Origin of the sequence: Rahnella sp. RcJ3, assembly GCF_009498575.1 — a bacterium.
Taxonomy (GTDB): domain Bacteria; phylum Pseudomonadota; class Gammaproteobacteria; order Enterobacterales; family Enterobacteriaceae; genus Rahnella; species Rahnella aceris.
On sequence record NZ_QSNX01000010.1, the window covers coordinates 27,423 to 51,386 of the forward strand.

Below are 23,964 nucleotides of genomic sequence, written 5' to 3' on the forward strand. Positions count from 1 at the left end.
AATGATGGAGTTTTACAACACCGATGGAAATTATCAGTTCGCTTATCGATGCCCTCTGGCAACAAGATTATAAAACCCTGGCTAATCCCCAATTAGTCTGGGCGTTGTATCTGATTTTATTCATGATTATTTTTCTGGAAAACGGTTTGTTGCCTGCGGCTTTTTTGCCGGGCGACAGCCTGCTGATCCTTGTTGGCGTTTTGATCGCCAAAGATGCCATGAATTTCCCTTTAACCATTTTCCTGCTGACCACCGCAGCCAGCCTCGGTTGCTGGCTGAGTTACGCCCAGGGAAAATGGCTGGGCAACACCCGGATAGTACAAAGCTGGCTGGCGCATTTACCCGTGCATTATCATGAACGTGCACACGCGCTTTTCCATAAGCACGGTCTTTCCGCCTTGTTAGTCGGCCGTTTTCTGGCCTTTGTCCGCACCCTGCTGCCAACAATTGCCGGACTTTCAGGCCTGAACAATAGCCGTTTCCAGTTTTTCAACTGGGTGAGCGGATTGTTGTGGATCCTGATCCTGACCTCGCTGGGGTATTTTCTCGGTAAAACCCCGCTGTTCCTGAAATATGAAGATCAGGTGATGAACTGCCTGATGCTGCTCCCTGTTTTGCTGCTGGTCGGCGGCCTGATCGGTTCGATTGTCGTGCTGTGGCGCAAAAAACACGCTGACCGTCAAAATAAAGGCAAGAACGCATAATGAACCGAAGATTACTCAAACGTTCATTTATCTGGCCTCTGCTGCTCATGCTGCTGGCGGCGGCGACTATGATCGGGCTGGCGGTATCCCGTCTTCCGGCACCGACCAGTGCGCTGCAAATCCGTCCTGCCAGAGCGGGCGTCGCGTTACCCGATGGTTTTTATGTCTATCAGGGGCTGAGCCAGCGCGGTATTCACATCAAAAGCATTACGCCGCTCAATGATGCTTTGGTGGTACAACTCGACACCGCCTCACAACGCAAACTGGCGGAGACCGTATTGCAGGACATTTTGCCTGCCGGATTCGTTATCCAGTACTACGAACCTCAACATGCCACGACCTGGGGGTCGAAACTGGATCGTGAGCGTCTTAAGTTCGGATAAGACCATGCGCAGGATTTGTCTCATATCACCACATATTCAGCGGTAATATAATTTAGACGCTAGCATTCATAAAACTCATCAACAAATGGAATTAAGTGCACATTCGCTTAAACGTCAAAAGGAAAACCGATGATGAAAATCACTTTATCTGCCCTCACTCTTGTTCCTGCATTGCTGTTTACCACTGCCGCTTTTGCCGCACCTCAGCCGGAAAGTTGCGTGACTAAACAACAGGAAATCCAGAAACAGATCGACGAAGCGCGGGCGCATAAAAACCAGAACCGCGTTGACGGTCTGGAGAAAGCGTTACGTGAAAATAAAGCGCACTGTACCGATGCAGGTCTGAAAGCAGAAAATCAGAAACGTGTTGAAGAGAAACGTGAAAAAGTTGCCGAACGTGAGCAAGAGTTGAAAGAGGTTCAGGCTAATGGCGACCACGAAAAAATCATCAAGAAACAGCAAAAACTGGAAGAAGCGAAGTCTGAACTGAAAGAGGCTGAAGGCCATTAATCGCTTTTCAGACTGACAGATTTTGCCTCACGCCATAGCGGGTTTACAGCGATCTTGCCTTTTGAAACAGACAATTCGCATTTGCGATAACCCGAATATCCGCTATGTTAAAAGTTCGAATCAGTTAACGTATGGAGTGACTTACACATGGCTAGTAATACATCAGAACAACTGCGCGCTGAACTCAAGTCATTGGCAGATACTCTGGAAGAAGTTCTCCAGACCTCTACCGATAAGCCGAAAGCTGAACTCGATAAACTGCGTGGTAAAGCAGAATCCCTGCTCAAAGATACCCGCGAGCGTCTGAGTGATACAGGTGACAAGATTGCCTATCAGACCAAAGAAATCGCCGGTAAAGCTGACGATTACGTGCATGAAAAACCCTGGACGGGCGTCGGTATTGGTGCCGCGGTCGGTGTTGTGATTGGCGTTCTGTTAGCCCGCCGCTGATTATGGCTGAATCGATCAAACCTTCGCCACAAGGGCCGGGTAAGGGCCTGTTTGACATCGTTTCCCGCATTGCCACCGTGGTGGTGAGCATTGTGGAAACGCGTGTCCGGCTGGCTGTGGTTGAGCTGGAAGAGGAAAAGGCCAATATTTTCCAATTACTGCTTATGGCCGGTATTACCCTGATCTTTACTGCCTTTGGTCTTATGAGTTTGCTGGTTGTTTTATTCTGGGCCATTGACCCGGCCTATCGTCTTACGGCGATAGCAACAACGACCGGCGTGTTGCTGCTTCTGGCGGTGATCCTTGGCGCGATGACACTGGCGAAAGCCAAACGATCAACACTGCTTAGCCTCACCCGAAAGCAACTGGACGTCGATCGCGCCCTGCTGGAAAAGGATGACGAGCTATGAGCATTCCGAACCGTGCTATCGAAAAAGTCAGGTTGCTGCGCAAAATTGAGCGTCAGCGTGGCGAGCTTTCTCAGGCCGGTTCTGACTGGCTGGATGCCACCGCGAAAGTGGATCACTACTGGGTAAAACTGGTGGATATGCGTAAATATCTGGTCGTAGGCTCAAGCCTGCTGGCTGTTTACGGTATCCGTCATCCCAGTGCAGTGGTTCGCTGGTCCCGGCGCGCTTTCGGTATCTGGGGAACGGTACGTCTGTTTCGCAAGACCATCGGCAACAAATAGCGTGATACCCATCCTGCAAAAAGGGCTGATTGAAAAACAATCAGCCCTTTTCTTTTTGAATAACAATACGGTGGCTGTTCAATTTATTTGAACCATTCAGACAGATTTACTTGCTAACATAACTTATTCATCCGACTTATTATCTCGTCATCAACTGATGCGGTAACGGCAGGAAATATTTTCCGACCGGACCGGTAACACTTTTAGCTCAATTTGGGCGCACCACTTTCGGAGTCGAAGATGAACAAGTTACACGACACAGCTTTACTGGTTGCACGTATTCTGATGCCTATTCTGTTTATTGTTGCAGGTTGGGGCAAAATTAACGGTTACACCGCGACTGCGGGTTACATGGCTTCCATGGGCGTACCAAGCTTCTTCCTGCCACTGACTATCTTGTTAGAGTTTGGCGGCGGTCTGGCAATCTTGTTCGGCTTCTTTACCCGTACCACCGCGCTGATCACCGCCATCTTCACTATCCTGACGGCGCTGATCTTCCACACTGATTTTGCACAGGGCGTGAACCAGATGATGTTCATGAAAAACCTGTCTATCGCGGGTGGATTCTTCGTCCTGTTTGCTTCCGGCCCTGGCGCATTCAGCATCGACCGCCTGATCAAGAAAAACTGGTAATTGCCCCGGCACCAGGGAGCAGCAACCACGCTATAATTAAATAAGACAATAAGTCAGACCTGCAGGGCGATGTGATTTATCACCTCGCCCTTTTTTATTACTTATCTGTAAATCTCCCCTAAATCATTCGGGTTGCATCACGGCGGCTCGAAGGATGAGGGGGAAGGAGGAAAAATGGGACAACTAGTGAATGGCGTTTGGCAGGACACCTGGTACGACACCAAGTCGACCGGCGGTCATTTCAAACGTTCAGCAGCGCAGTTTCGTAACTGGATAACGCCTGATGGGACGCCGGGCGAACACGGCGTTGGCGGCTTTACCGCAGAACGCGACCGTTATCATCTGTATGTTTCGCTGGCCTGCCCGTGGGCGCACCGCACCTTACTGATGCGTACGCTGAAAGGGCTGGAAGACATTATCCCGGTGTCTGTCGTGCACCCGCTGATGCTGGAACACGGCTGGACGTTCGGCACCGATTTCCCGGCCGCGACCGGTGATGATTTGTATCATCTGAATTACGCCTATGAAATCTATCTGCGCGCGCAGAACGATTACACCGGCCGCGTCACCGTGCCAATCCTGTGGGATAAAAAGCAGCAGACCATCGTCAGCAATGAATCCGCCGATATCATCCGCATGTTCAACAGCGCGTTTGATGCCGTGGGTGCCAAAGCCGGGGATTATTATCCCGAGGCGTTGCGTTCAGAGATTGATGAGATTAATGAGTGGGTGTATCCGCAAATCAATAATGGGGTGTATAAGGCGGGTTTTGCGACATCTCAGGAAGCCTACGATGAAGCGGTTGACGGTGTTTTTGCGGCACTGGAACGTGCCGAGGAATTACTGGGCAAACATCGCTATCTGACCGGCAATCAGCTGACCGAGGCGGATCTGCGTTTGTGGACCACGCTGGTGCGTTTTGATCCCGTCTATGTCACACACTTTAAATGCGATCGCTACCGCATCAGCGACTACCCGAATCTGTACGGTTTCCTGCGCGATATCTACCAGATGCCGGGGATTCGCGACACGGTGAATTTCGCGCACATCCGTAATCACTATTTCCGCAGCCACGCGACCATCAATCCTTACGGGATTATTTCCACCGGACCGGCGCAGGATTTAGACTCTGAGCACGGCCGCGATAGCCGTTTTTGATTTCGTTCGGCTCCTTCCCCTTTCACACGGGGAAGGACACATTACTTCACGTCCCGCGTAGCCAGCAGCTTAGGGATTTCACGCAGGAACCAGGCTTTTGCCTCGCCCATGCTGTCACGGCGCCACGCCATAATAATGTCGATTTCACGGTTATATTCCGCGCTCACCACCCGCAATCGCCCTTCCTCGATATCTTTCTCGACCATCGGATAAGGCATCGTCGCCACGCCCAATCCCGCCAGCAAGGCTTTACGCTTCTCTTCGATGGTACTGACCGTCAGACGCTGCTGTTTATCCAGCAACTGAACGGTTAATACCGGGCGCTCACGGGCGGTATCCGCCACGGCAATCCCGCGGTATTTAACCCGGCTAACGTCAGACAGCGGCTCCGCTTCAAGATGGATCGGGTGATCCGGCGCAGCCACGTATATGCTGGCCAGCTTATACAGCTTGCGGCTGTTAATTTCGGTGGAAGATCGGAAGTGCATATCCGGCGCGATCACAATATCCGCCCGGCCTTGCTCGAGACGTTCCCACGCACCGGCCAGCACTTCGGTTAACAGAGACACCTGCGTATTGGCTTTCAGCGCCAGCTTTTCAATCAGCGGGAACAACTGCGCAGCGGGCGATAACGCTTCACACACGATGGTGATGTGCGTTTCCCAACCGCGGGCCAGTGCTTCGGCATCCACTGTCAGTTTATCTGCGGCTTCCAGCAATACTCGTCCACGTTCGAGCAACATCCGGCCAACATTGGTGAATTTTGTCCGATGACCTGAACGGTCAAATAACACCACATCCAGCTCTTCTTCAAGTTTCTGCATGGTGTAGCTCAATGCCGACGGGACGCGGCCCAGCTCATCAGCGGCAGCGGCGAAACTCCCCCTGCGGTCAATCGCATCCATGACCCGTAATGCTTCCAGTGTGAGTGCGCGATCCTTAGCCATTCTCTTCTCTTTCAGGAAATTTGAATATAGCGACCAGATTAACTGGCTAACAATCACACGTCCAGACGCTTACCATTTATACATCGAAATTTTTAAGAGAGGCGACCGCCATGATTACCAGCAGAACGGCAAAAGAGTGCGGTACCGCTGACTTTGGCTGGCTCCAGGCACGGTATACATTTTCCTTCGGCCATTACTTTGATCCCAAGCTGATGGGCTACGCTTCCCTGCGCGTCCTGAATCAGGAAGTGCTGTCACCCGGCGCCAGTTTCCAGCCGCGCACGTATCCGCGCGTGGATGTGCTGAATCTGGTGTTGCAGGGTTCGGCGGAATACCGCGACAGCGAAGGCAACAGCATGCAGGTCAGCGCCGGTGAAGCTGCGTTGCTGTCGACGCAGGCGAATGTCAGTTACAGCGAACTGAACACCAGCACCACCCAGCCCCTGACGCGGATGCAACTGTGGCTGGATGCCTGCCCTGAACACGAGAATCCGTTAACGCAGAAAATGGTACTGCCGGAGGCGACGCATTTCCTGCTGGCCTCACCGGACGGGGAAAAGGGAAGCCTGCAACTGCGGCAAAATGTGTGGATCCATCAACTGACACTGGCGGCGGGTGAAGCAATAACATTGCCGGTTCGCGGACCACGCGCCTATTTGCAATCAATTCACGGGCAGATTGATGCGCAGGGTTCGGTCAGCCGCGAGCTACAAAAACTAGCCTGTGGCGATGGCGCGTTTATCCATCAGGAAAACAGCCTGACGGTTTCTGCCATTACACCGTTACGCGCACTATTAATTGATATGCCGGTATGAATTTTGAGGAATACGAAGAAAATAAAACGCCGCGCAGGGCAACCTGTCCGGCATTTTTTAAATGCTCGAATGACATTATTCCATAAAAAGAGTTACGGAAATACGTAATAAATGAGCTATCTGACAGCAGCCATTACCCGACAGGCTCACTCGAAAAAATGGATAGAGAAAAGGAATAAAAAACCTTCTATCCAATTGATAACACTGTACAAAAAACACCTTTTCCTCATGTGAAAGCCAACCCGGAATGATCACTAAAATTTATATTTAGAAGTCAGGCAATGACTATATATATAATATTCATCAAAATGATCTTATTATTAACACCCCCTAATAGTTCATATGAATAACATTTAATTCGTTTGATCCGATTTATTATCTATACGCATTCTTTTTTTTGCTCTATGATTTCCGGCGCTGGTTAATGGGATTGATTTTTTATAAAGGGAATGGCCATGAACTACTGCCTTTAAAACGTTAGTAACAACATTAAGACGTTAGTCTATATATTTCTTATTTATAAGAATCTTGCTCTATTCCAGCGGGATCGTATTACTACGTGATTTATAAAATTTATTTCAAGCCTAAGGATTAAGGTATGAAAAATGCAATTACTGCATTAAAGCGTAAAGCAAATCAGTATCAGGAACTTAAAAAACAGCGTGGTGTTACCTTACTGGAGATCATCATCGTTCTGGGCATTATCGGTATTATTGCAGCGGGTGTAGTTGTGTTGGCAAACCGTGCCTTCACAGCACAGGATATCAGTGAATTAGCCGATAATACTAACTCAGTCCGTGTGGGGACAACAGAAGCTTATAAAGACAGCGCTGAATATCCGGCTACTGCGTCTGCAGCGTCACTGACTAAATCGGATATCGGTAGTGCAACCGATACAACAGGCTCAATCATTTCGACTCTGGTTAAAATGGGTAAAATTTCCGTTGGAGAAGCTTTCAATGGTATATCAAACGACCCGTTCGAATTGGGTGGTGTTAAGTACGCGACTGCTGATACGAAGATGAAAGGTTTCTACCTTGTTATTAATGGTCTTGATACAGAAGATTGTCGTAATATTGCATCTCAAATTGGCGGGCAATGGGACTATGTTGCTTCCGCGCAAGTTGCTGCAGGTGGAGATTTAGCATCGGCGCCAACGTCATTATCAGGCACAGCTACAGCGCCGATTCTTAAGACGCTGACTGAAGACAAATTAACTCCAGAAACCATTGTTGGCACTGGTTTTTGTGATAGCTCCGTCGGTTCAGACAACGCGCTGGTGTTAGGCAGTAAATAAGTAAAGCGTTAAAACTATCCTTTATTAAAACAGGAGCCTGCCGCGATTATTGTTGCAGGCTCATTTTCGATGACGTTGAAATGATGAGAATGTGTATGCCAGGGGTAAGAAACAGTAAAGGGTTTACCTTATTGGAAATGATTATCGTCATGGGCATTATGGGTGTCGTATTCACCTCATTCTCCCTGTATAAGAAAAAACAAATCGAATCAGTTGCAAGGGAAAATCTGACCAATATACTTGCAGGTGAAATTCATGGCTTTTTACAGTTTGTAAATAAAGATAACATTCAACTAACCACCGATGTCGATGCGGATGGTGAATTAGATTTTATCGTTAACCCTCTCTATAACCCTGACATTTTAACTTCCGATGAAAAAGGAAAAGCTTACGCCACGCGTTTTAATAATAAGCCAAATGAAGAACCGAGTGATAAGAATGATTACATTAAATGGGACAATACTCAGGCACGAGGTTATTTCACCAGTCACCGCTGCTACAGCTCAACTAATCAGAAAGTTGCAGATGACGAATTCAATACGGAGGACTTACCCTGTAAGCAACCTCCGGACAGTCAGGATAAATATCTGGTGCTCGAACGTGTCGATCTGATCGGCCCGGATAACTCGCGGGCGATTGATCAGGTCGATTTTTTCATCAGTTTTCATCCAGGACGTAATGGAAAAAGTGATGTTGATAAATTTTCCATCGAAAATTATGCCACCGCCTTTAGCAAGGCATTTTCCCATTACGATCTGACGTTCATTCAGGCCGACTATCTCTATCGTAACGATGAAAAAAATACACAAGCCACAAACTTTGGTACCGGCTGGAAGTTGTTAAAAACAAATAATGCCAAGGCCACGGATAGTGCTATTCCGTTTGGAAGCATGGCTTCGTATCTGGACGATATGAATCAAAATATCGCGCAGTTGGGTGTCCGTTTCAGTTTCAAGGCGGGCGTGGGGAAAAACGTCAAGCCGGACGGCTCAGTCGGTGTAAATAAACTGTGCTGGAATTATAAAGAAAATATGATGACTCACTGTCTTGAAGTTGAAAACGGCTCAGGACGCAATCAGGATGAGGGTGTGATGCATCTGACGGCTAAAAATGCGAATAATCAGATTGTCACAGGTACATTGATGGCCAATGTCATTTTCGAAGGTGAGGCATTTGACCCGGAAAAAGGGAATGTCGTCGCATTAATGACCAGTCCAGTGGTTTCCTACCAATCCTTTGGCAATAAAAAGGACACCGGTACCAATGATGTCATTGTTAATGACCCGGAGAATTACAATAAAAAAGTCACTGATGAACCAGGCCACATCAAGCTTCCCGTACAAACTTGCCCTCTGGCTCCGCCCGCTCCCGCTGACCCGCAGAAAGTGCCGCGACAGCTTTACCCAAGAATGGCTGCCGCCATTTCTTCTATAGCGGCTGATGTGGGTAAGCTGGAAACATCAGAAGGCGAAGATGAAGACGGTGGAGACTTCACCGACTTTTCCAATAGTGAAAATAACCGGAGAACCACTACAGGTGTATTAGATCATTTAAGTGGCGTCGCCGTGCAAGTGAATCTTATTAAAGATGATGCCAACGGCGATTACTGGGTGATCAGTGCAACCAGCGGTGTTTTTGACAATGTGACGGGGCAAGGTGTTAGCGTTATTAATCCGAGTTCACTTTCCGTTGTACTGACCTCATGGTGTAGTTCAATAAAGCAACCTGAACTGGATGCTCATGTACCCATGCCACCGGATTAATTCAACATTGATATATGATTTAAAAATAGGTTTTTAACAATTTTCAGGATGAAGGAAAATGAAATTTAAAATAGCGGGATGCATAACGATTTTATTCATAGCCCTTGGACAATGTGCGTACGCGACAGTGAATGCAGATGGCAGTTTATCACATTCATCTTCGGTTCCCCCTGTAAGTAAACCGGCTGACGCACCGCGAAATCCTTTCTCTGGTGGGGATAGTATCTCTGTTCTGACTCCGGCAACGGTGAGTGTCACGCTGACACTGAACAGTGGTGAACTGTTAAGTCAGGGAATTAAAACATGGGCAGAACAGGCGGGTTATAAACTGCTCTGGCAAAGCAAAAATGATTACTTAATTTATAGTCATATTTCCCTCGTGGGAAACAATGACGATGAAGTTCTGGCAGAGTTAGGAAAGCTATTTTCTTCTGAAAACTACGGGTTGATTATTAAAAATTATCAGAAGAATCACGTATTACTTATTGATGATATGTAACGGAATTATTTCGGGATAGGGATATGAAAACCAAAATTGGATTAATGATAGCGTTTCTTCTCTTGCAAGGTTGCGCAGAAAGTTTCAACAAACAATTTTCACGTAGCAATGTGAAAGACGCTATACCTGGCGCGACGTCTGCGGATGAAATGAAGGTTAAGCCCTATGTGAAATATGACACGGCTTATTTAGGCACGAAAGTAGACTACAGTTCTACGCGTCAGATTTTACTGGCTAAAAAAGTCACCATAAATTCTTATGAACCTACAGACCTGAATACCGTTCTGGATGTATTGCTGGCGCAAACCGGGGTTAGCCACAGAATGAATTTGGCTATTCCTGGCCAGAAAGGAACTGATGCCGGCAAAGTCAGCATCGAGCCGCACAGCATCAATTTCACCGGAACCTTTGAAGAGTTCATGCGTTACATTTCCGCGCTGTACGATGTAAAAGCCAATCTGGATGAGAATAATATTCTTAAAATCGATGCTTATAGTGTCTATGCTATTAAGCTTGATTTTTATGGTGAGAACAATAAGTTCGAGGCCAGTCTGGACTTATCTAATGATGCAGTCAGTAACGGCGGACTGGAAGGAAAGTCTGAAACCAAATTCGAATCATCATTCTGGGATGATGTCGAAGACATGGCAGAGAAGTATGTTTCAAGCGGCATGTACAGTATTTTTAAAGATGCCTCCATTGTTACGCTTACCGGGCGTCCGTCAGAGTATAAAGTCCTGAGCGACGTCTTAAAAAAATATCAGGACGATAATAACCGGCAATTTGTCGTCACATACAAAATTTTCACTCTTAATAAAGAGAAATTGGAAGAGTACGGTGCTGGCCTGAATATGTCTTACATAGATGGGGGCAGCAGCGTCGTCATTGATACGTCAATGATGGATATGTTAGGGGGCGGTATGACTGTCGCTGGCGGCGCTGATCGTGCACTGAGTATCGATGCGAAGCTAAATGCCCTGTATTCACTTACCGGGAGTAAGGTGCTGCAAAGTGGTTCGTTTGTGACACGCAATAACACCCCCATTCCTCTCAACATGACTAATTCTCAGCACTACGTCTCAGGCCGTACCCGCACGGTGAATAAAGACAGCGGAGACGAGGATGTCGAGATCGAAACCGCTGAAATCATTACCGGCACCAGCTTTATTATTACTCCGCGTGTCATGACCGATGGTCGTGTCGAAGTCACCAGTGGATTTACCAAGAGCCAGTTAAACTCTATAGATGTGTTTGATACGGTTCAGTTACCCAATGTCACGACAACTGAAATGTTTAATTCAACAGCAGTGAACCCTGGTAGTTTACTGATGGTTGCAAAATATGAACTAAATGAATTAAGCAAAGACAAGGAATACCAGATGTTAGGTTATGGTCAAAGTACTGCTGACAATGAAAATACTGTCGTCATGGTGGTGGGTATTGACTATTACCGGGCACCTTTGAACCGTTAACGATTGGAGACGGACATCATGTTAAATACGTTGTCGCGTAACAATATATTGACGGGGTTAATTTGGGACTCCTCAAACCATGAAAATATGGACGCCGGATATATGCGATGGATGGTAAATATACGTCGGAGTCATCGTATGTATGTTTACCGTGTTCAGGATGACATAACGACAAACGAGCTCGTTGGCTATTCCATAAAGACAGCGCCGGGTTGTGAATCTTTTGCTGTTCATCTCAGAAAACTTTACGGAGATGGCCTTTATCACTTTATGGCGGGCGACGAAAAAGTTTATTTGTTGATCATTATGGACGGCATCATCATTAGTGGAAGTGACTGCGTTATCACTGAGACATTTTTTGGAGAAATATTGTCGTCTTTACCTGAATCAAAATATTCACGTTTGCGCGTCTCGGAAATAACGCCTGCACAGTTAGACTGTATCGCTGAGTCATGCAAAGAAAATCAACTCATTTATAGAAAAAAGCAGCGAATATTCTGGACAGGTGTGGCCGGTGGTGTAGCCCTTCTTGTTATTTGTTCTTCAATATTTCTGTATAGCATAATTTCCGGGTAACAATATGATAAAAGGACTTAAATTACAGAAAAACTCTCAGCCGCTTTCCAGAAACATTAAAGTTGCGATTGCGGTTGTCGTTCTCTTGTTGCTTGTTGCTGGCGGAGTGACCGTCTGGTATTTCTATGCCTATAAACCAGCACAGGTGAAGGAGGACGTCAGACGTCGTGAGGAACAGCAATTAGCGAATGATATAAAAACTGTCGAAAAGTACTATTTGAAATCGTTAACGGGTGGGAGCATCACGCAATTCACCAAACTGGCGTCTGAGATTTCAAAAAGTCAAAACATCCTGGCCGAATTCAATTATACAAATGAAACATTTGTTTGTGATCCACAGAACTGCTCATTTAGTTATCAGCTGAATAAAGGCAATGTATTTAATATAGCGCAGAAAAATTTTTGGGGTGAAAATTATACAGCGATTTTCTCAGATGACGCGGTTAATTTCTCGGGGATTCAATCAGGCCTGAGTGATAACCCGTTACTGAGTGCCTATAAAAACAAAGCAGATATTACTGCGCCATTCTGCGGGGATTTATTAAACTATCTTTATTCTTATAACTCGATATCGGGTATCCAGCAAACATTAAAAATAGTCTCCCTTCCTGGTTCGCCTGTGCAGACGAACGAAAATAAAATAGCCAAAAAAGGGAGAGGTAAATACTACGGACTTAACACGATGAACTGGGAAATGGAAATACCCAAAACGTCTAAAAATGGCATAGATGTATTGTACGTCGCCAGTATTTTAGAAAGACAAGCATTCGGGGACGCGTTTATTATTCAAAAAATCGATAGCGTTAAAGATAATAAAATTTCAGGAGTCATGGTATGCAAAATCGGAAATTAATGTTAACAGCTCTGATTGTTTTGTTTTCTTCTGGCAGTTTCGCTGATGACGTTAAAACCACCAGCGATCCTGTCGGGGAAGTCCCGGCTCCAATTCAGCAGCATATCTCCAGATTGATGGAAGATGACGTGGCTTTTAATCAGGCCCAGCGTGAGCTTTCACAACAGCTGACGCTCGCTAAGTTGCGGCTGGAAATGGCAAAGATAAAAAGTGAAGCCTCGGAACTGACTCAGGTGCCAATGATGAGCAACATGGGTGGCGAATCTGACGATAAAGAAGCTAAACCGGCTTCACAAGCCCCTCTTGTCGAACCGAAAATAATGATGCTGTCGCAGATTGCTGGCATCACACAGGCAGCCGTCTCCGTGGGCACAAAAATCGTATTTGTCCGTATCGGAGAGATTTTCTTAGCCAACGGTAAACGTTATGCCGTCCATCAGGGCAATAACGGACGTCAGTCATTTGTTCAGGAAGTCTCCCGGTGATCCTGGATTTCATACGACTTACGGACGATTCCATACACAGCGGCGAATGGACTTTTGCTGAAATTGAGGATCGCATGTTGCTCGCCCGTTTGGGCACGCAGGAGTATCTCGTTTCTCAACGTTCTTTAATTGAAGAGCTGCATATTCTTCAATATGAAGTTCGCAAAATGAACGACATCCATCGTCACAAGATTGTCGGAATCGGGGGCGTCACAGAAGCCGTTTATTTCAAAATTTATGAACTTGTTTCTTTGCAGAAACAGAGCCGTGTTGCACTGGATATTAGTGAAACGCAGAAGGAACTTGAAGCCATATTGATTGAAGCCGTTGATATGGGGGCCAGTGACCTTCATATCACCCGCAATGATATTCTTGCGCAGCTTGAGGTCAGGGTAAATGGCATGCTGCTACCAATGATGCAGATGCCTGCCAGCAAATGCGATGAGCTGGTATTCGTCCTGTACAACGTACAAGCCAGCACCCGTGATACCACCTGGAACCGTACTATTCCGCAAAGCGCCAATATTCTCTATACGCTTAACGGATTAAGTTTTCGTTTCCGCTACGCCCACTTTCCCATTTTTGGTGAAACGAACGATTGTTTTCATGCTGTATTACGTATTATCCCATCAGGACTCTCTAAAGGAGCCGTCGCTAATCTCAATAAACTCGGTATATCGGAAGAAGAATTAGAAGATCTGAAAAAGATCCTCAGTAATCCCTATGGGGCATATTTTATTGCGGGCACCACTGGTTCAGGAAAATCCACCACTCTGAAGAACCTGATGGAGTGGCTGCAGGTTAACCGTTATGGAAATAAAGGCTGTTTTCTTACTGTAGAAGATCCTGTCGAATATCAGATATTTGGAGCAAAACAAAGCTCAGTGGTCAGTGTTGAAGGTGGCGGTTTCCATTCTGCTATCAAATCCGCATTACGCCGCGATCCTGATGTTCTGATGGTGGGCGAAATCCGCGACTCTATCTCCGCGAATGCCCTCGCCGGCGCAGTTGAAAGCGGTCACTACTGTTTTACGACTGTTCATGCAGGGAATATTGTCTCCCTGCTACAGCGCTTATCCGCCATGGGCATCACCAGCGATAAACTCTCCACACCGGGCTTTATTGCCGGATTGCAGTGTCAAAAACTTGTCCCTGTTATTTGTCCTCATTGCCATCATTCTGTCGAAATCACATTTGGTGAGAAATTGATGACCCTCTACGAGCAAAACGAAAGGGGGTGTGAAAAATGTAAGCATACCGGTATAAGCGGCAGGCAACTTGTCATGGAATATATGCGACCCACATATGATGAACTCGCCGCAATATCTAAACAAGAGTGGTTACAGGTTTACACCTTATGGCGAAAAAAACGCATCTCGTCACCGGGTCTGAGTGAGGGATTTGAAATAAAAGAAAAGGTATTTGCGGAAGTACTTCGTGGTCGGGTTTGTGCTACCTGGTTCAGTATGGAATTTGGCGATGTAGATAAAGACAACTCGGAGATTATCCATGGCAAAGTTCGGTAAGAAACAGCGGCTTTTTCTTTATAAGTTCTGTGCTGACATGATCAGAACAGACCTGCCCCTTTACGATTCCCTGCTCAAACTTCAGCTCGAGGGTAAAAGCCTGTTAGGCCCGGGTTTTGCGAAGAATATTTCCGTGTTAACCAATAATATGAAGGCAGGTCTTAAAGGTGCCTCCATTGCCGTTATGTTTGATGGTCTGGTTCCCCAAAGTGAACTTAGCGTTATTCACGCGGCCGAGCAGAGCGGCAGTCTGGCTGATGGCTTTATGACGCTCGTCAATGTCATAAACTATAACAGTGAGTTGAAAAGCAAACTTATTTCCGCCGTGCTTTTCCCGGTGATTATGATGATTCTTTCTCTTATTGTCATCGCAGGATATTCGATGAAAGTTTTCCCGGCTTTCGAAAGTGTCGTTCCCGTCAACAAATGGCCTGGCGTGACACAATCATTATATACCTTCGGGAAAGCATTGGTGGCCGGCCTGTGGATTTATATACTGATTGTTATTACGGTGACAGTCTTTTTCATTAAGACGATTATTTCCAACTTTAGCGGTCAGTTCAGAAATAAATTTCTGGATCGGATCCTTCCCTTTTCGACCTATAAACAAATTGTCGCCTCGATATTTATAAACAACCTTGCGTTGATGTTAAAAAATGGCATTCCTTTAAATGACGGACTCGCCATTATCCTCTTAAACTCTAACAGATGGCTGAAGCATCATATCAATGGCATGCGCGAGAAAATGGCTATTGGGCTGGGTTACGGGGATGCATTGAATACAGGATTATTCGGTCCTGAAACGCTGCTTAACATTAGCTTGTATGCAGAATTACCTTCATTTAATGAGGTGCTTAGTTCTGTTTCAGCGAAGTCCAGAGAACATGTTCAGGAATATATTAAAAAACTAGCCGGGCTATTGAAATCACTTTCGACACTTGTACTGGGTGGCTGTGTGATTTGGGTTTTCGCAGCACTGTTCGCCCTTTCGGATACATTAGGGAAAATGGGCGCAAGTGGTTCTTTTTAAAGGGGTGTATGATGAAAAAAATAATTCTGCTTTTCATTTTCTTGAATATAGTATCGGTTAATAGCTTTTCGGCCACGATACCTAAAGGAGGCGTGTTCAAATTTGCTGAATCTGATAGCGGTGGCGGTACAGCACAACCGCTGGATATGCCCCTTGCGTTGCCTATTGCTAATTTTTTTGGATATACCCGAAGTGGTGACAAATATTCCTATGAGGAGAAAAACTCCCTGCCAATTGCAATAAATATTATGTATATAGAATCCTCTTCCGGACAGGTTCCTGCCCAGCGTTTACCGGAGATAACAGATGACAATTTTGATTTCTCAGAACACTACCTTCACTATGATACACAAGCCAATTACAGCTGGGTGAGTGGCGGTAAAGAAGGAGACTGGGGCCTGCCCATCATTAATGCGAAACCCTATCAGAAAGGCGACCCTTTCCCGGCAATTACGGCATGTTCAGGTACGCCTGTCTCCCTGAAAGAGCAGCGTTATAAATGTAAGCCAGCAATGACGAGCTCGACGCGAAATCTCTCTTTATATGATGAACTGATTGAACTGGCCGCCAGCAAAAATCAAAAGTTATGGGTTGGCACGATTATTTTCCCCCGCGCTTCAGACGGACCTGAAGGTAATACCAGCAACAACAGCACGGGGGGGGAAGGGCATGAATTAGTTGTTTATCTTCCTCATCGTCATATGGAAGTCATACACTTAGAAGCCTTGTTGCTCGGCGATGCTGATGGCAGTGAGCAACGGCTTGCAGCCTGGACACTCCAAAGTGATGACGGAGAATATTTCGTACGCTATAAGAGTTTCGGGATCAACAATGATTATCCTGCAGAGTATGCTTTCGTTTCAAACGGGAAAGATACGCTCAATCATGATAAAACAGAGAGTAAGTACCTTATTCCCTACTACCTGGATAACGAGAGGATGGCCATAACAGATGTTGCTGCAATTCATACTCGTCTTGCCGGAGGTGTGCATTGGTCGGGTATCTGGAACGGACAGGGGGCTATTAACGAGCAAGGTATACGGGGTAGTGATATATTTACATGCCTGAATGGTGCTAAAGGATCGGTGGATGATTATACCGACTTAACCCATTTTCAGGATCCGGCTGTCGATTCGTTTAGGGAAGTGCCCGGTTTCAATATTATCCATATTCCGGAAGGGCAGAAAGGATTTACCTTTGCACAAATGATGGGAAAGCAACCGACATCAGACAATGCTTATATTTGCGACACCAAAGGCACTCAGTTATTTTCGCAGCGATTAGAAATTGCAACGGAAGAAGAACCAAATATATTCATTGATTTTATGGAAGTAAAAAAAGGTATCACAGAGAAATAACGCTCTCATTGAAAATACCGTGTTTTTCCGTTCATTCTCGCAGGGAATCGTTTTAATGACTCTTTTCTATTTTTGGTTTTATCCTGTTATGGCACTGATATTCGGATTGTTTATTGGCAGCTTTATTAATGTGCTAATTTATCGATTGCCGTTAATGATTTTCGCAGAATACGGTACGGAACCGGACGCTGTTAAAGTGAATCTCTGGTGGCCACCTTCTCATTGCCCGGCATGTGGTGCTTCCGTAATGAAGCGAGACAATATCCCTGTTCTGAGTTGGTTATGGCTTAAGGGAAAGTGTCGTCATTGTGAAAGTCCAATCTCCGCACAGTATCTGATTTCCGAAATACTGTGCGGGGGCATTTTTGCCGCACTGGCGATTGCAGGGCTGCCGCATTTTACAGAAATTCAGATCTGCTGCTTTTTCCTCTATTTCTGTCTGCTTTACAGTCTGACGGTAATTGATTTTAAGCATCTGATTTTGCCCGACAGTTTGGTGTCATTGCTGTTATGGAGTGGCTTACTCTGCTCAGTATTGGGGATTACGGATATCGGGCCGCGATCGGCAATTTGTGGTGCCGTCATTATCTGGCTTGTGCTTTATGCCGTGATGGCAGCGTATGATAAATGGCGTGGCCGTGAGGGGCTGGGCTATGGCGATGTCAAACTAATGGCTGCGATCACCGTTTGGGTGGGAATGGAGAAAATTCCGGAACTGATCATGTGGTCGGCAGCCTCAGGCATTATGGTGTATGTGCTCTGTACTGTGCTGAACCAGCGCCGGACTCTGGATGAAAATCATCCGGCTGCTGAAAAGCATTACATTCCCTTCGGTCCTTCGATTTCGATGGCCGGTTTGGTGATTTTTTTTATTGAGCAGCTGTAAACCATGCGCCGGATATTTCCTTTCATCCTGCTCCTGCCGTTTATGGCAAAAGCAGGAGGCGATGCCCCTGTCACAATGGTTTTGCTGCGTGCAGCACGTGCCGACAAGGAAAATCCTCCTGCCACTTTTTCTCAGGCGATGTTATTTATCGTCGCCGGAGAAAAAACATCGCTCAGTCATCCGCAAGCGGTTAATGAAGTCTCCGCAGGTTATCCCCATTTTAGCTCACCACTGAACATTCCTTTACGGATCACTTCTGCATTCAGTATGCGCTGGCATCCTCTTTTGCGACGCTTTTCCCAGCATGAGGGAACCGATTTTGCCGCCCCACCGTTTACACCGGTGTTTGCCACAGAAAAAGGGATCGTCGTTGAAGCGAAGTACCATCCCGTCGCTGGCAATTACGTGGTGGTACGCCACCCGCAAGGATGGAAAAGCCGCTACCTGCATCTGAACAGACTGAATGTCGTCGCCGGCCAGGAGATCAAACAGGGCAGCATCGTGGCTTACTCCGGCAATACCGGACGCAGCACCGGCCCCCATTTGCATTTTGAGTTGATGCATCAGGGGCAGCCGGTTGACGCCGTGAAATTCCTGTCAGCATCCAATGCCTCATACGGCCAGATGACAGCCAAGATGACTTCGAAAATTTCAGTACCGAAAATCATGCTGGTGACTGAAATCGCGGGGCAGGAAAAAGTCATGGTGAAGTATCGCGAGAAAATAATTTATGCCAGTGCGGATCAGAAAGTGTTTGGGGATTATAAAGTGGTGCTGAAGAGCGGAAGATATCGTTTACAGAAAGTGTCCTGAAGGGAACAAAAGTTGGTGCATTCCTCAGGAATACACCAACTCATTGTTTTATATAGAGTGGAGTTGACCGTTAAGCCGGGTTCTGTCGTGGACAGTCATTCGTCTAGGCCAGCAATCGCTCACTGGCTCAAGCAGCCTACCCGGGTTCAGTACGGGCCGTACCATGTGAACCCCTATTTGGCCTTGCTCCGGGTGGAGTTTACCTTGCCACGAACTGTTGCCAGCCGCGCGGTGCGCTCTTACCGCACCCTTTCACCCTTACCTGATCCCGCTTGCGCGGGCCATCGGCGGTTTGCTCTCTGTTGCACTTGTCGTAAGCTCGCGCTTCCCAGGCGTTACCTGGCACCCTGCCCTATGGAGCCCGGACTTTCCTCCCCTCCTTCTGTCTCCCCCGAAAGGGACGGCAAAGAAGCGGCGACTGTCTGGTCAACTCCGCGGCGGATAATAGGGTATTACGCCCTATTTGTCACCCTCTTGCTCATCAAGCGCGTATTTATACAACGCATTCTTCTTCACACCGTGGATTTCGGCGGCCAGCGCGGCCGCTTTTTTGAGCGGCAGTTCTTTTTGCAGCAATGCCAGTGTGCGCAGGGCTTCCGCCGGTAAGGCTTCGGTATCGACCTTATGGCCTTCAACGATCAGCACCATTTCACCGCGCCGGCGCGTTTCGACTTCCTGCACCCATGCCAGCAGTTCACCCACCGGCGCACCGTGAATATTTTCCCAGGTTTTGGTCAGTTCACGCGCCAGTACGACATAACGATCTGGCCCCCAGACTTCGACCATATCCTGCAAACTGTCCAACAGGCGGTGCGTGGATTCATAGAAAATCAGCGTACGGGGTTCTTCAATCAATGCCTGCAACGTATCTTTACGGGATTTGGTTTTGGCGGGCAGAAACCCTTCGTAACAGAAACGATCAGAGGGCAAACCGGCGGCACAAAGCGCGGTGATCGCCGCACAGGCACCGGGTAACGGCACCACGCGGATACCAGCTTCACGGCAGCGACGCACAAGGTGATAGCCAGGATCATTGATCAGCGGCGTACCGGCATCCGAGACCAGCGCTATCGTCTGGCCTGCCTGCAATTTCGCCAGTAAATGCTCAGCTTTCTGCTGTTCATTATGATCATGCAGCGGATACATTTTTGCCGTGATCGCGAAATGTTGCAGCAGCAATCCGGTATGGCGGGTATCTTCTGCAGCAATCAAATCTACACTGTTCAGTACGGCCAGCGCGCGTTGGGTAATATCCCCTAAATTGCCAATTGGCGTCGGTACGATATACAGCGTTGAGGCAGAAATATCTGCTTGATCGTCTTGATTCATTGTTTCATCCGGATTGCCGATTTAATATTGAGCATCTTAAAAAAACATCACTGGAAACTGAATGCCTTCCTCAATGACCTTTCGTACCCGTTCGGGACGTTTACTCCCTGCCATCATCGTGGCCATGCTTCTTGCCAGCTGTTCAGGTCAGGCGCCGCAGGCACCGACAGAAAGTGTCCAGGGTGCAGCGTCCGGCAGCTCTGACTATTATTTGCAGCAGGCGCAGCAAAGCGGTGATGATAACAAGGCTGACTGGCAATTGCTTGCAGTGCGTGCCTTGATACGCGAAGGCAAAGCGCCTCAGGCGGCGGAACAGCTGGCTAAAGTGCCGCAAAATCTGACGGCAGCCCAAACCGTCGAACAGCAACTGACCAGTGCAGAAGTGCAGGTTGCGCTGAAAAATTATCCGGCAGCAGCCACCAGTCTGAGCCAGTTGGATCCCCACGATCTGACTAACGATCAGAAAGCCCGTTATTATCAGGCGCAAATCGATGCCAGTCAGGGGCGCACCAGCCTTGGCGTGATCCGCGCCTATATCGCGCAGGAGCCGCTGGTACAAGGTCAGCCGCATCAGGACAACATTGACCGCACCTGGATGGCGCTGACGCAGATGTCCGCACAGGACGTCAACAGCATCGTGATCAATGCGGATGAAAATACGCTGCAGGGATGGCTGGATTTACTCAGCGTCTGGCAAAGCAACAAGCAGGATCCTGATTTACTGAAAGCCGGGATTAAAGACTGGCAGCGCCGTTATCCGGTGAATCCGGCAGCGAAAAGCCTGCCGACTCAGCTCAATAATGTGCTGACTTTCCAGCCTGCTTCAACCGGCAAAATTGCGCTGTTTCTGCCAATGAGCGGCCCGGCACAGGTTTACGGGAATGCCATTCAGCAGGGTTTTAATGCGGCAATGAGCGGTCAGGTCAGCCAGCCAGCGGCACAAACGGCACCGACCGATCCAAACGCACAATCTCAGACGCCGGCAGACCCGAACGCAGCCGTCAGTACATCTGCACCGGACGCCAGCGCGCAAAATACCGCGTCTCAAACCGATCCTTCCCAGGCTCAGCCTGCCGCAACCCCAGCCGCTGCGCCCGTGGCCAGCAGCAACGGGCAGGTGAAAGTGTATGATACCAATGGTCAGCCTCTGGCCGCGCTTCTGACGCAGGCTCAGCAGGATGGCGCAACGCTGGTTGTCGGCCCGCTGCTGAAAGATCAGGTGAACGCACTCGCTTCTGACCAGACGCCTCTGAATGTTTTAGCGCTCAATCAGCCAGAAACTGAGAAAAACAGCCCGAATATCTGTTACTTTGCGCTCTCGCCGGAAGACGAGGCACAGGATGCTGCGCGCCACATGTGGTCTGAGCAGAAACGTATGCCGCTGTTACTGGTGCCGCGTGGCAGCTTCGGCGACCGTATCGCGCAGGCTTTTGCTAACGAATGGCAGAAACTGGGCGGGCAAACCGTACTGAAACAAGGTCTCGGTTCCGCCGGTGAATTGCGTTCTTCTATTGGCAGCGGTATCCGCCTGACCGGTACGCCGGTCACCACCAGTGATGCAGCCGCGCCAGCACAAGCGCAGGGTGTCACAATTGGTGGCATTACCATCCCGGCGCCGCCGACAGATGCACAGATTACGCAAGGCAGTACCGGTGGCGCAGTGGATTCCGTCTACGTTGTTGCGACACAAAGTGAACTGACGCTGATTAAACCGATGCTGGATCTGGCCGTGAATGGCCGCGTGCATCCTTCAGTGTACGCCAGTTCGCGCAGCTATCAGGCAGGTGCCGGTCCGGATTACCGTCTCGAAATGGAAGGCGTGCAGTTTAGCGATATTCCTTTACTGGCAGGCGGTAACCCTGCGCTGATGCAGCAGGCAGCCGCGAAGTTTGGTAACGACTATTCGCTGGTTCGTCTCTATGCGATGGGGATCGATGCCTGGAATCTGGCAAATCATTTCTCCCAGATGCGCACATTGCCTGGCTTCCAGGTTTCCGGCAGCACCGGAGAATTGAGCGCCAATAGCAATTGCGTGATCCACCGTAAATTGCCATGGCTGCAATACCGTCAGGGTTCGCTGGTGCCAGTTTCTTCTTAAGAGAAAACTGAAACAGCTCAACAGAGATCGGAATTCTCAGCCATTACAGGTACAAGGACGTACTGATGAAGTCTTTTTTGTCAAAAACGCGGGCGTGCGGCGATAAATACGAAGCATTTGCACGACGCTATCTCGAAGAAGCCGGGTTAACCTTCGTGGCGGCCAATGTGGCCTGCCGTGCCGGTGAAATTGACATGATCATGCGTGACCAGCAAACCTGGGTGTTTGTTGAAGTCCGTTACCGGCGCAACGCCAGTTTTGGTGGTGCGGCGGCCAGCGTGACGATTCAAAAACAGCAGCGCCTGTTACGCGCTGCCTCTTTCTGGCTTGCAGGAAAGAACGCAAGCTTTGACACATCATCTTGCCGTTTTGATGTTTTTGCCATCACCGGCAGCCAGATAGAATGGCTGCGTGATGCCTTCAATGCGGAATAAATATTACGACGACTGACTGGACGAAAACCCGTGCTGGATAGAATCAAAGTCTGCTTTACAGAAAGTATCCAAACTCAGATTGCGGCGGCAGAAGCCTTGCCTGACGCGATTTCCCGCGCCGCGATGACGCTGGTGCAATCGCTGCTTAACGGCAATAAAATTCTGTGCTGCGGCAATGGCACCTCTGCGGCAAATGCGCAGCATTTTTCCGCCAGTCTGATTAATCGTTTTGAAACTGAACGTCCCAGCCTTCCTGCAATCTCATTATGTGCAGATAACATTGTGCTCACTGCGATTGCCAACGATCGACTGCATGAAGAAATTTATGCTAAACAGGTCCGCGCCTTAGGTCAGGCGGGTGATGTTCTGCTGGCCATTTCTACCCGCGGCAACAGCCGTGATATTGTCAAAGCCGTTGAAGCAGCGGTAACCCGTGATATGACCATTGTCGCATTAACAGGTTATGACGGCGGCGAGCTGGCGGGTTTACTGGGGCCTCATGATGTTGAGATCCGTATTCCCTCTCATCGCAGCGCCCGCATTCAGGAAATGCATATGCTCACAGTTAACTGTCTCTGTGACCTGATAGATAACACGCTGTTCCCACACCAGGACGATTAAGGAGATCCCATGAAGGCGAGTCCTCTCTTTGCTGTATTGTTAAGCGCCCTTCTGCTACAAGGCTGTGTCGCCGCTGCGGTAGTTGGTGCGGCTGGCGTCGCAACAAAAACAACGACTGACCCACGTACGGTCGGCACTCAGGTTGATGACAGCACGCTGGAAGCCCGTGTCTCTAATGCGGTGAGTAAAGATAAACAACTGAAAGACGAAGCCCGCATCGTGGCGACTGCGTATCAGGGTAAAGTCCTGTTAACCGGTCAGGCGCCGACGGCGGATATGGCTTCTCGCGCAAAACAAATTGCGATGGGTGTTGAAGGCGCAACGGAAGTGTACAACGAAATCCGTACCGGTAAGCCGGTCAGCATGGGCACAGCGTCAATGGATACGTGGATCACCACCAAAGTCCGTTCTCAGTTGCTGACCAGTGATTCGGTTAAATCATCTAACGTCAAAGTCACCACCGAAAACGGCGAAGTGTTCCTGCTGGGTCTGGTGACGCAGGAAGAAGGTAAGTCAGCGGCTGGGATAGCGGCTGGCGTGAGCGGCGTTAAACACGTCACCACGGCCTTTACTTACGTTAAATAGCTACGTGAAATAATTCAGTACGTTATAACCAAAAAGGACAGCTCAGGC

The 23,964-nt window shown here is 48.2% G+C and carries 27 protein-coding genes and 1 other RNA gene; 25 read left to right on the forward strand and 3 right to left on the reverse strand.

The window, feature by feature from the left end:
• Positions 1–23: 23 nt before the first annotated feature.
• The 8 genes from DXU84_RS14325 (at position 24) to DXU84_RS14360 (ending at position 4,529) form a co-directional block, all read left to right on the forward strand.
• Positions 24–704, forward strand: a complete 681-nt coding sequence (locus DXU84_RS14325) for a DedA family protein (RefSeq protein ID WP_013577205.1) — start codon at positions 24–26, stop codon at positions 702–704.
• Positions 704–1,087 carry an EnvZ/OmpR regulon moderator MzrA gene (gene mzrA / locus DXU84_RS14330; RefSeq protein ID WP_015690506.1) on the forward strand — a complete coding sequence of 128 codons (384 nt, stop codon included), beginning with the start codon at positions 704–706 and terminating at the stop codon, positions 1,085–1,087. Before DXU84_RS14325 ends, mzrA begins: the two co-directional genes overlap by 1 nt.
• A 132-nt stretch (positions 1,088–1,219) precedes the next feature.
• On the forward strand, positions 1,220–1,597 hold the full coding sequence (locus tag DXU84_RS14335; RefSeq protein ID WP_112151103.1) for a DUF1090 domain-containing protein: 378 nt from the start codon (positions 1,220–1,222) through the stop codon (positions 1,595–1,597).
• A gap of 147 nt (positions 1,598–1,744) precedes the next feature.
• Positions 1,745–2,047 carry a YqjD family protein gene (locus DXU84_RS14340; protein WP_013577208.1) on the forward strand — a complete coding sequence of 101 codons (303 nt, stop codon included), beginning with the start codon at positions 1,745–1,747 and terminating at the stop codon, positions 2,045–2,047.
• Positions 2,048–2,049: 2 nt separating this feature from the next.
• Complete coding sequence (locus DXU84_RS14345) at positions 2,050–2,457, forward strand: phage holin family protein (RefSeq protein ID WP_013577209.1); 408 nt, start codon at positions 2,050–2,052, stop codon at positions 2,455–2,457.
• Positions 2,454–2,738 carry a YqjK-like family protein gene (locus tag DXU84_RS14350; RefSeq protein WP_037035072.1) on the forward strand — a complete coding sequence of 95 codons (285 nt, stop codon included), beginning with the start codon at positions 2,454–2,456 and terminating at the stop codon, positions 2,736–2,738. Before DXU84_RS14345 ends, DXU84_RS14350 begins: the two co-directional genes overlap by 4 nt.
• Positions 2,739–2,978: 240 nt before the next feature.
• The gene (locus DXU84_RS14355) at positions 2,979–3,371 is read left to right on the forward strand and encodes a DoxX family protein (protein WP_013577211.1); all 393 of its coding nucleotides are present in this window, start codon (positions 2,979–2,981) and stop codon (positions 3,369–3,371) included.
• A gap of 174 nt (positions 3,372–3,545) precedes the next feature.
• A complete protein-coding gene (locus DXU84_RS14360; RefSeq protein ID WP_131638404.1) occupies positions 3,546–4,529 on the forward strand; it encodes a glutathione S-transferase family protein in 984 nt (327 codons plus the stop codon).
• Between the two features lie 41 nt (positions 4,530–4,570).
• On the opposite strand, the gene DXU84_RS14365 is transcribed toward DXU84_RS14360, so the two are convergent.
• Positions 4,571–5,476 (reverse strand): LysR family transcriptional regulator, encoded by a 906-nt coding sequence (locus tag DXU84_RS14365; protein ID WP_013577213.1) that lies wholly within the window; start codon positions 5,474–5,476, stop codon positions 4,571–4,573.
• Between the two features lie 110 nt (positions 5,477–5,586).
• Between DXU84_RS14365 and DXU84_RS14370 the strand changes: the two genes are divergently transcribed.
• The 13 genes from DXU84_RS14370 to DXU84_RS14430 all read left to right on the forward strand — a co-directional run bounded on the left by DXU84_RS14370 (position 5,587) and on the right by DXU84_RS14430 (position 18,849).
• On the forward strand, positions 5,587–6,291 hold the full coding sequence (locus tag DXU84_RS14370; RefSeq protein ID WP_015690510.1) for a pirin family protein: 705 nt from the start codon (positions 5,587–5,589) through the stop codon (positions 6,289–6,291).
• A gap of 598 nt (positions 6,292–6,889) precedes the next feature.
• The gene (locus tag DXU84_RS14375; protein ID WP_013577215.1) at positions 6,890–7,588 is read left to right on the forward strand and encodes a prepilin-type N-terminal cleavage/methylation domain-containing protein; all 699 of its coding nucleotides are present in this window, start codon (positions 6,890–6,892) and stop codon (positions 7,586–7,588) included.
• Positions 7,589–7,683: 95 nt separating this feature from the next.
• Positions 7,684–9,351, forward strand: coding sequence for a Tfp pilus assembly protein FimT/FimU (locus tag DXU84_RS14380; RefSeq protein WP_153376086.1), 1,668 nt, complete (start codon positions 7,684–7,686; stop codon positions 9,349–9,351).
• Positions 9,352–9,409: 58 nt separating this feature from the next.
• Entirely contained in the window at positions 9,410–9,850 is a 441-nt protein-coding gene (locus tag DXU84_RS25140) for a TcpQ domain-containing protein (RefSeq protein WP_223510127.1), read from the forward strand.
• A 23-nt stretch (positions 9,851–9,873) separates the two neighbouring features.
• Entirely contained in the window at positions 9,874–11,322 is a 1,449-nt protein-coding gene (locus tag DXU84_RS14390; RefSeq protein ID WP_013577218.1) for a type II and III secretion system protein, read from the forward strand.
• Positions 11,323–11,460: 138 nt separating this feature from the next.
• Positions 11,461–11,898, forward strand: coding sequence for a pilus assembly protein (locus DXU84_RS14395; RefSeq protein WP_223510128.1), 438 nt, complete (start codon positions 11,461–11,463; stop codon positions 11,896–11,898).
• Positions 11,899–11,902: 4 nt separating this feature from the next.
• Positions 11,903–12,751 carry a hypothetical protein gene (locus tag DXU84_RS14400; protein WP_153376090.1) on the forward strand — a complete coding sequence of 283 codons (849 nt, stop codon included), beginning with the start codon at positions 11,903–11,905 and terminating at the stop codon, positions 12,749–12,751.
• Positions 12,733–13,236 (forward strand): hypothetical protein, encoded by a 504-nt coding sequence (locus DXU84_RS14405; protein ID WP_153376092.1) that lies wholly within the window; start codon positions 12,733–12,735, stop codon positions 13,234–13,236. Before DXU84_RS14400 ends, DXU84_RS14405 begins: the two co-directional genes overlap by 19 nt.
• Entirely contained in the window at positions 13,233–14,762 is a 1,530-nt protein-coding gene (locus DXU84_RS14410; protein WP_013577222.1) for an ATPase, T2SS/T4P/T4SS family, read from the forward strand. Before DXU84_RS14405 ends, DXU84_RS14410 begins: the two co-directional genes overlap by 4 nt.
• Positions 14,746–15,792, forward strand: a complete 1,047-nt coding sequence (locus DXU84_RS14415; protein WP_013577223.1) for a type II secretion system F family protein — start codon at positions 14,746–14,748, stop codon at positions 15,790–15,792. The genes DXU84_RS14410 and DXU84_RS14415 overlap by 17 nt, the downstream gene beginning before the upstream one ends.
• Before the next feature lie 11 nt (positions 15,793–15,803).
• A complete protein-coding gene (locus DXU84_RS14420) occupies positions 15,804–17,150 on the forward strand; it encodes a hypothetical protein (RefSeq protein ID WP_153376094.1) in 1,347 nt (448 codons plus the stop codon).
• Positions 17,151–17,169: 19 nt separating this feature from the next.
• Entirely contained in the window at positions 17,170–18,036 is an 867-nt protein-coding gene (locus tag DXU84_RS14425) for an A24 family peptidase (protein WP_223510130.1), read from the forward strand.
• A gap of 3 nt (positions 18,037–18,039) precedes the next feature.
• Positions 18,040–18,849: a M23 family metallopeptidase gene (locus DXU84_RS14430; protein WP_015690517.1), complete on the forward strand. Its 810-nt coding sequence runs from the start codon at positions 18,040–18,042 to the stop codon at positions 18,847–18,849.
• Between the two features lie 55 nt (positions 18,850–18,904).
• Here DXU84_RS14430 and rnpB read toward each other — a convergent pair.
• Both rnpB and rsmI read right to left on the reverse strand, forming a co-directional pair.
• An RNA gene (rnpB, locus tag DXU84_RS14435) (RNase P RNA component class A) lies at positions 18,905–19,283 on the reverse strand.
• Between the two features lie 25 nt (positions 19,284–19,308).
• A complete protein-coding gene (gene rsmI, locus DXU84_RS14440) occupies positions 19,309–20,178 on the reverse strand; it encodes a 16S rRNA (cytidine(1402)-2'-O)-methyltransferase (protein ID WP_013577227.1) in 870 nt (289 codons plus the stop codon).
• Between the two features lie 61 nt (positions 20,179–20,239).
• Here rsmI and DXU84_RS14445 point away from each other — a divergent pair, with 61 nt between their 5' ends.
• The 4 genes from DXU84_RS14445 to dolP all read left to right on the forward strand — a co-directional run bounded on the left by DXU84_RS14445 (position 20,240) and on the right by dolP (position 23,916).
• Positions 20,240–22,276: a penicillin-binding protein activator gene (locus DXU84_RS14445; protein WP_013577228.1), complete on the forward strand. Its 2,037-nt coding sequence runs from the start codon at positions 20,240–20,242 to the stop codon at positions 22,274–22,276.
• A 65-nt stretch (positions 22,277–22,341) separates the two neighbouring features.
• A complete protein-coding gene (locus tag DXU84_RS14450; protein ID WP_153376096.1) occupies positions 22,342–22,710 on the forward strand; it encodes a YraN family protein in 369 nt (122 codons plus the stop codon).
• A gap of 30 nt (positions 22,711–22,740) precedes the next feature.
• Positions 22,741–23,331: a DnaA initiator-associating protein DiaA gene (diaA, locus tag DXU84_RS14455; protein WP_013577230.1), complete on the forward strand. Its 591-nt coding sequence runs from the start codon at positions 22,741–22,743 to the stop codon at positions 23,329–23,331.
• Between the two features lie 9 nt (positions 23,332–23,340).
• Entirely contained in the window at positions 23,341–23,916 is a 576-nt protein-coding gene (dolP, locus tag DXU84_RS14460) for a division/outer membrane stress-associated lipid-binding lipoprotein (protein WP_013577231.1), read from the forward strand.
• Positions 23,917–23,964: the final 48 nt, after the last annotated feature.

Bases quoted from the DNA above. Each gene is read 5' to 3' on its own strand.
- DXU84_RS14395 (WP_223510128.1), top strand. From the start codon at position 11,461: ATGTATGTTTACCGTGTTCAGGATGACATAACGACAAACGAGCTCGTT.
- DXU84_RS14390 (WP_013577218.1), top strand. From the start codon at position 9,874: ATGAAAACCAAAATTGGATTAATGATAGCGTTTCTTCTCTTGCAAGGT.
- DXU84_RS14420 (WP_153376094.1), top strand. From the start codon at position 15,804: ATGAAAAAAATAATTCTGCTTTTCATTTTCTTGAATATAGTATCGGTT.
- DXU84_RS14370 (WP_015690510.1), top strand. From the start codon at position 5,587: ATGATTACCAGCAGAACGGCAAAAGAGTGCGGTACCGCTGACTTTGGC.
- mzrA (WP_015690506.1), top strand. From the start codon at position 704: ATGAACCGAAGATTACTCAAACGTTCATTTATCTGGCCTCTGCTGCTC.
- rsmI (WP_013577227.1), bottom strand. From the start codon at position 20,178: ATGAATCAAGACGATCAAGCAGATATTTCTGCCTCAACGCTGTATATC.
- DXU84_RS14375 (WP_013577215.1), top strand. From the start codon at position 6,890: ATGAAAAATGCAATTACTGCATTAAAGCGTAAAGCAAATCAGTATCAG.
- DXU84_RS14405 (WP_153376092.1), top strand. From the start codon at position 12,733: ATGCAAAATCGGAAATTAATGTTAACAGCTCTGATTGTTTTGTTTTCT.
- DXU84_RS14380 (WP_153376086.1), top strand. From the start codon at position 7,684: ATGCCAGGGGTAAGAAACAGTAAAGGGTTTACCTTATTGGAAATGATT.
- DXU84_RS14325 (WP_013577205.1), top strand. From the start codon at position 24: ATGGAAATTATCAGTTCGCTTATCGATGCCCTCTGGCAACAAGATTAT.
- DXU84_RS14445 (WP_013577228.1), top strand. From the start codon at position 20,240: ATGCCTTCCTCAATGACCTTTCGTACCCGTTCGGGACGTTTACTCCCT.
- DXU84_RS14430 (WP_015690517.1), top strand. From the start codon at position 18,040: ATGCGCCGGATATTTCCTTTCATCCTGCTCCTGCCGTTTATGGCAAAA.
- DXU84_RS14355 (WP_013577211.1), top strand. From the start codon at position 2,979: ATGAACAAGTTACACGACACAGCTTTACTGGTTGCACGTATTCTGATG.
- DXU84_RS14400 (WP_153376090.1), top strand. From the start codon at position 11,903: ATGATAAAAGGACTTAAATTACAGAAAAACTCTCAGCCGCTTTCCAGA.
- DXU84_RS14350 (WP_037035072.1), top strand. From the start codon at position 2,454: ATGAGCATTCCGAACCGTGCTATCGAAAAAGTCAGGTTGCTGCGCAAA.
- DXU84_RS14360 (WP_131638404.1), top strand. From the start codon at position 3,546: ATGGGACAACTAGTGAATGGCGTTTGGCAGGACACCTGGTACGACACC.
- DXU84_RS14345 (WP_013577209.1), top strand. From the start codon at position 2,050: ATGGCTGAATCGATCAAACCTTCGCCACAAGGGCCGGGTAAGGGCCTG.
- DXU84_RS14335 (WP_112151103.1), top strand. From the start codon at position 1,220: ATGAAAATCACTTTATCTGCCCTCACTCTTGTTCCTGCATTGCTGTTT.
- DXU84_RS14415 (WP_013577223.1), top strand. From the start codon at position 14,746: ATGGCAAAGTTCGGTAAGAAACAGCGGCTTTTTCTTTATAAGTTCTGT.
- DXU84_RS14340 (WP_013577208.1), top strand. From the start codon at position 1,745: ATGGCTAGTAATACATCAGAACAACTGCGCGCTGAACTCAAGTCATTG.
- DXU84_RS14450 (WP_153376096.1), top strand. From the start codon at position 22,342: ATGAAGTCTTTTTTGTCAAAAACGCGGGCGTGCGGCGATAAATACGAA.
- DXU84_RS14365 (WP_013577213.1), bottom strand. From the start codon at position 5,476: ATGGCTAAGGATCGCGCACTCACACTGGAAGCATTACGGGTCATGGAT.
- dolP (WP_013577231.1), top strand. From the start codon at position 23,341: ATGAAGGCGAGTCCTCTCTTTGCTGTATTGTTAAGCGCCCTTCTGCTA.
- DXU84_RS25140 (WP_223510127.1), top strand. From the start codon at position 9,410: ATGAAATTTAAAATAGCGGGATGCATAACGATTTTATTCATAGCCCTT.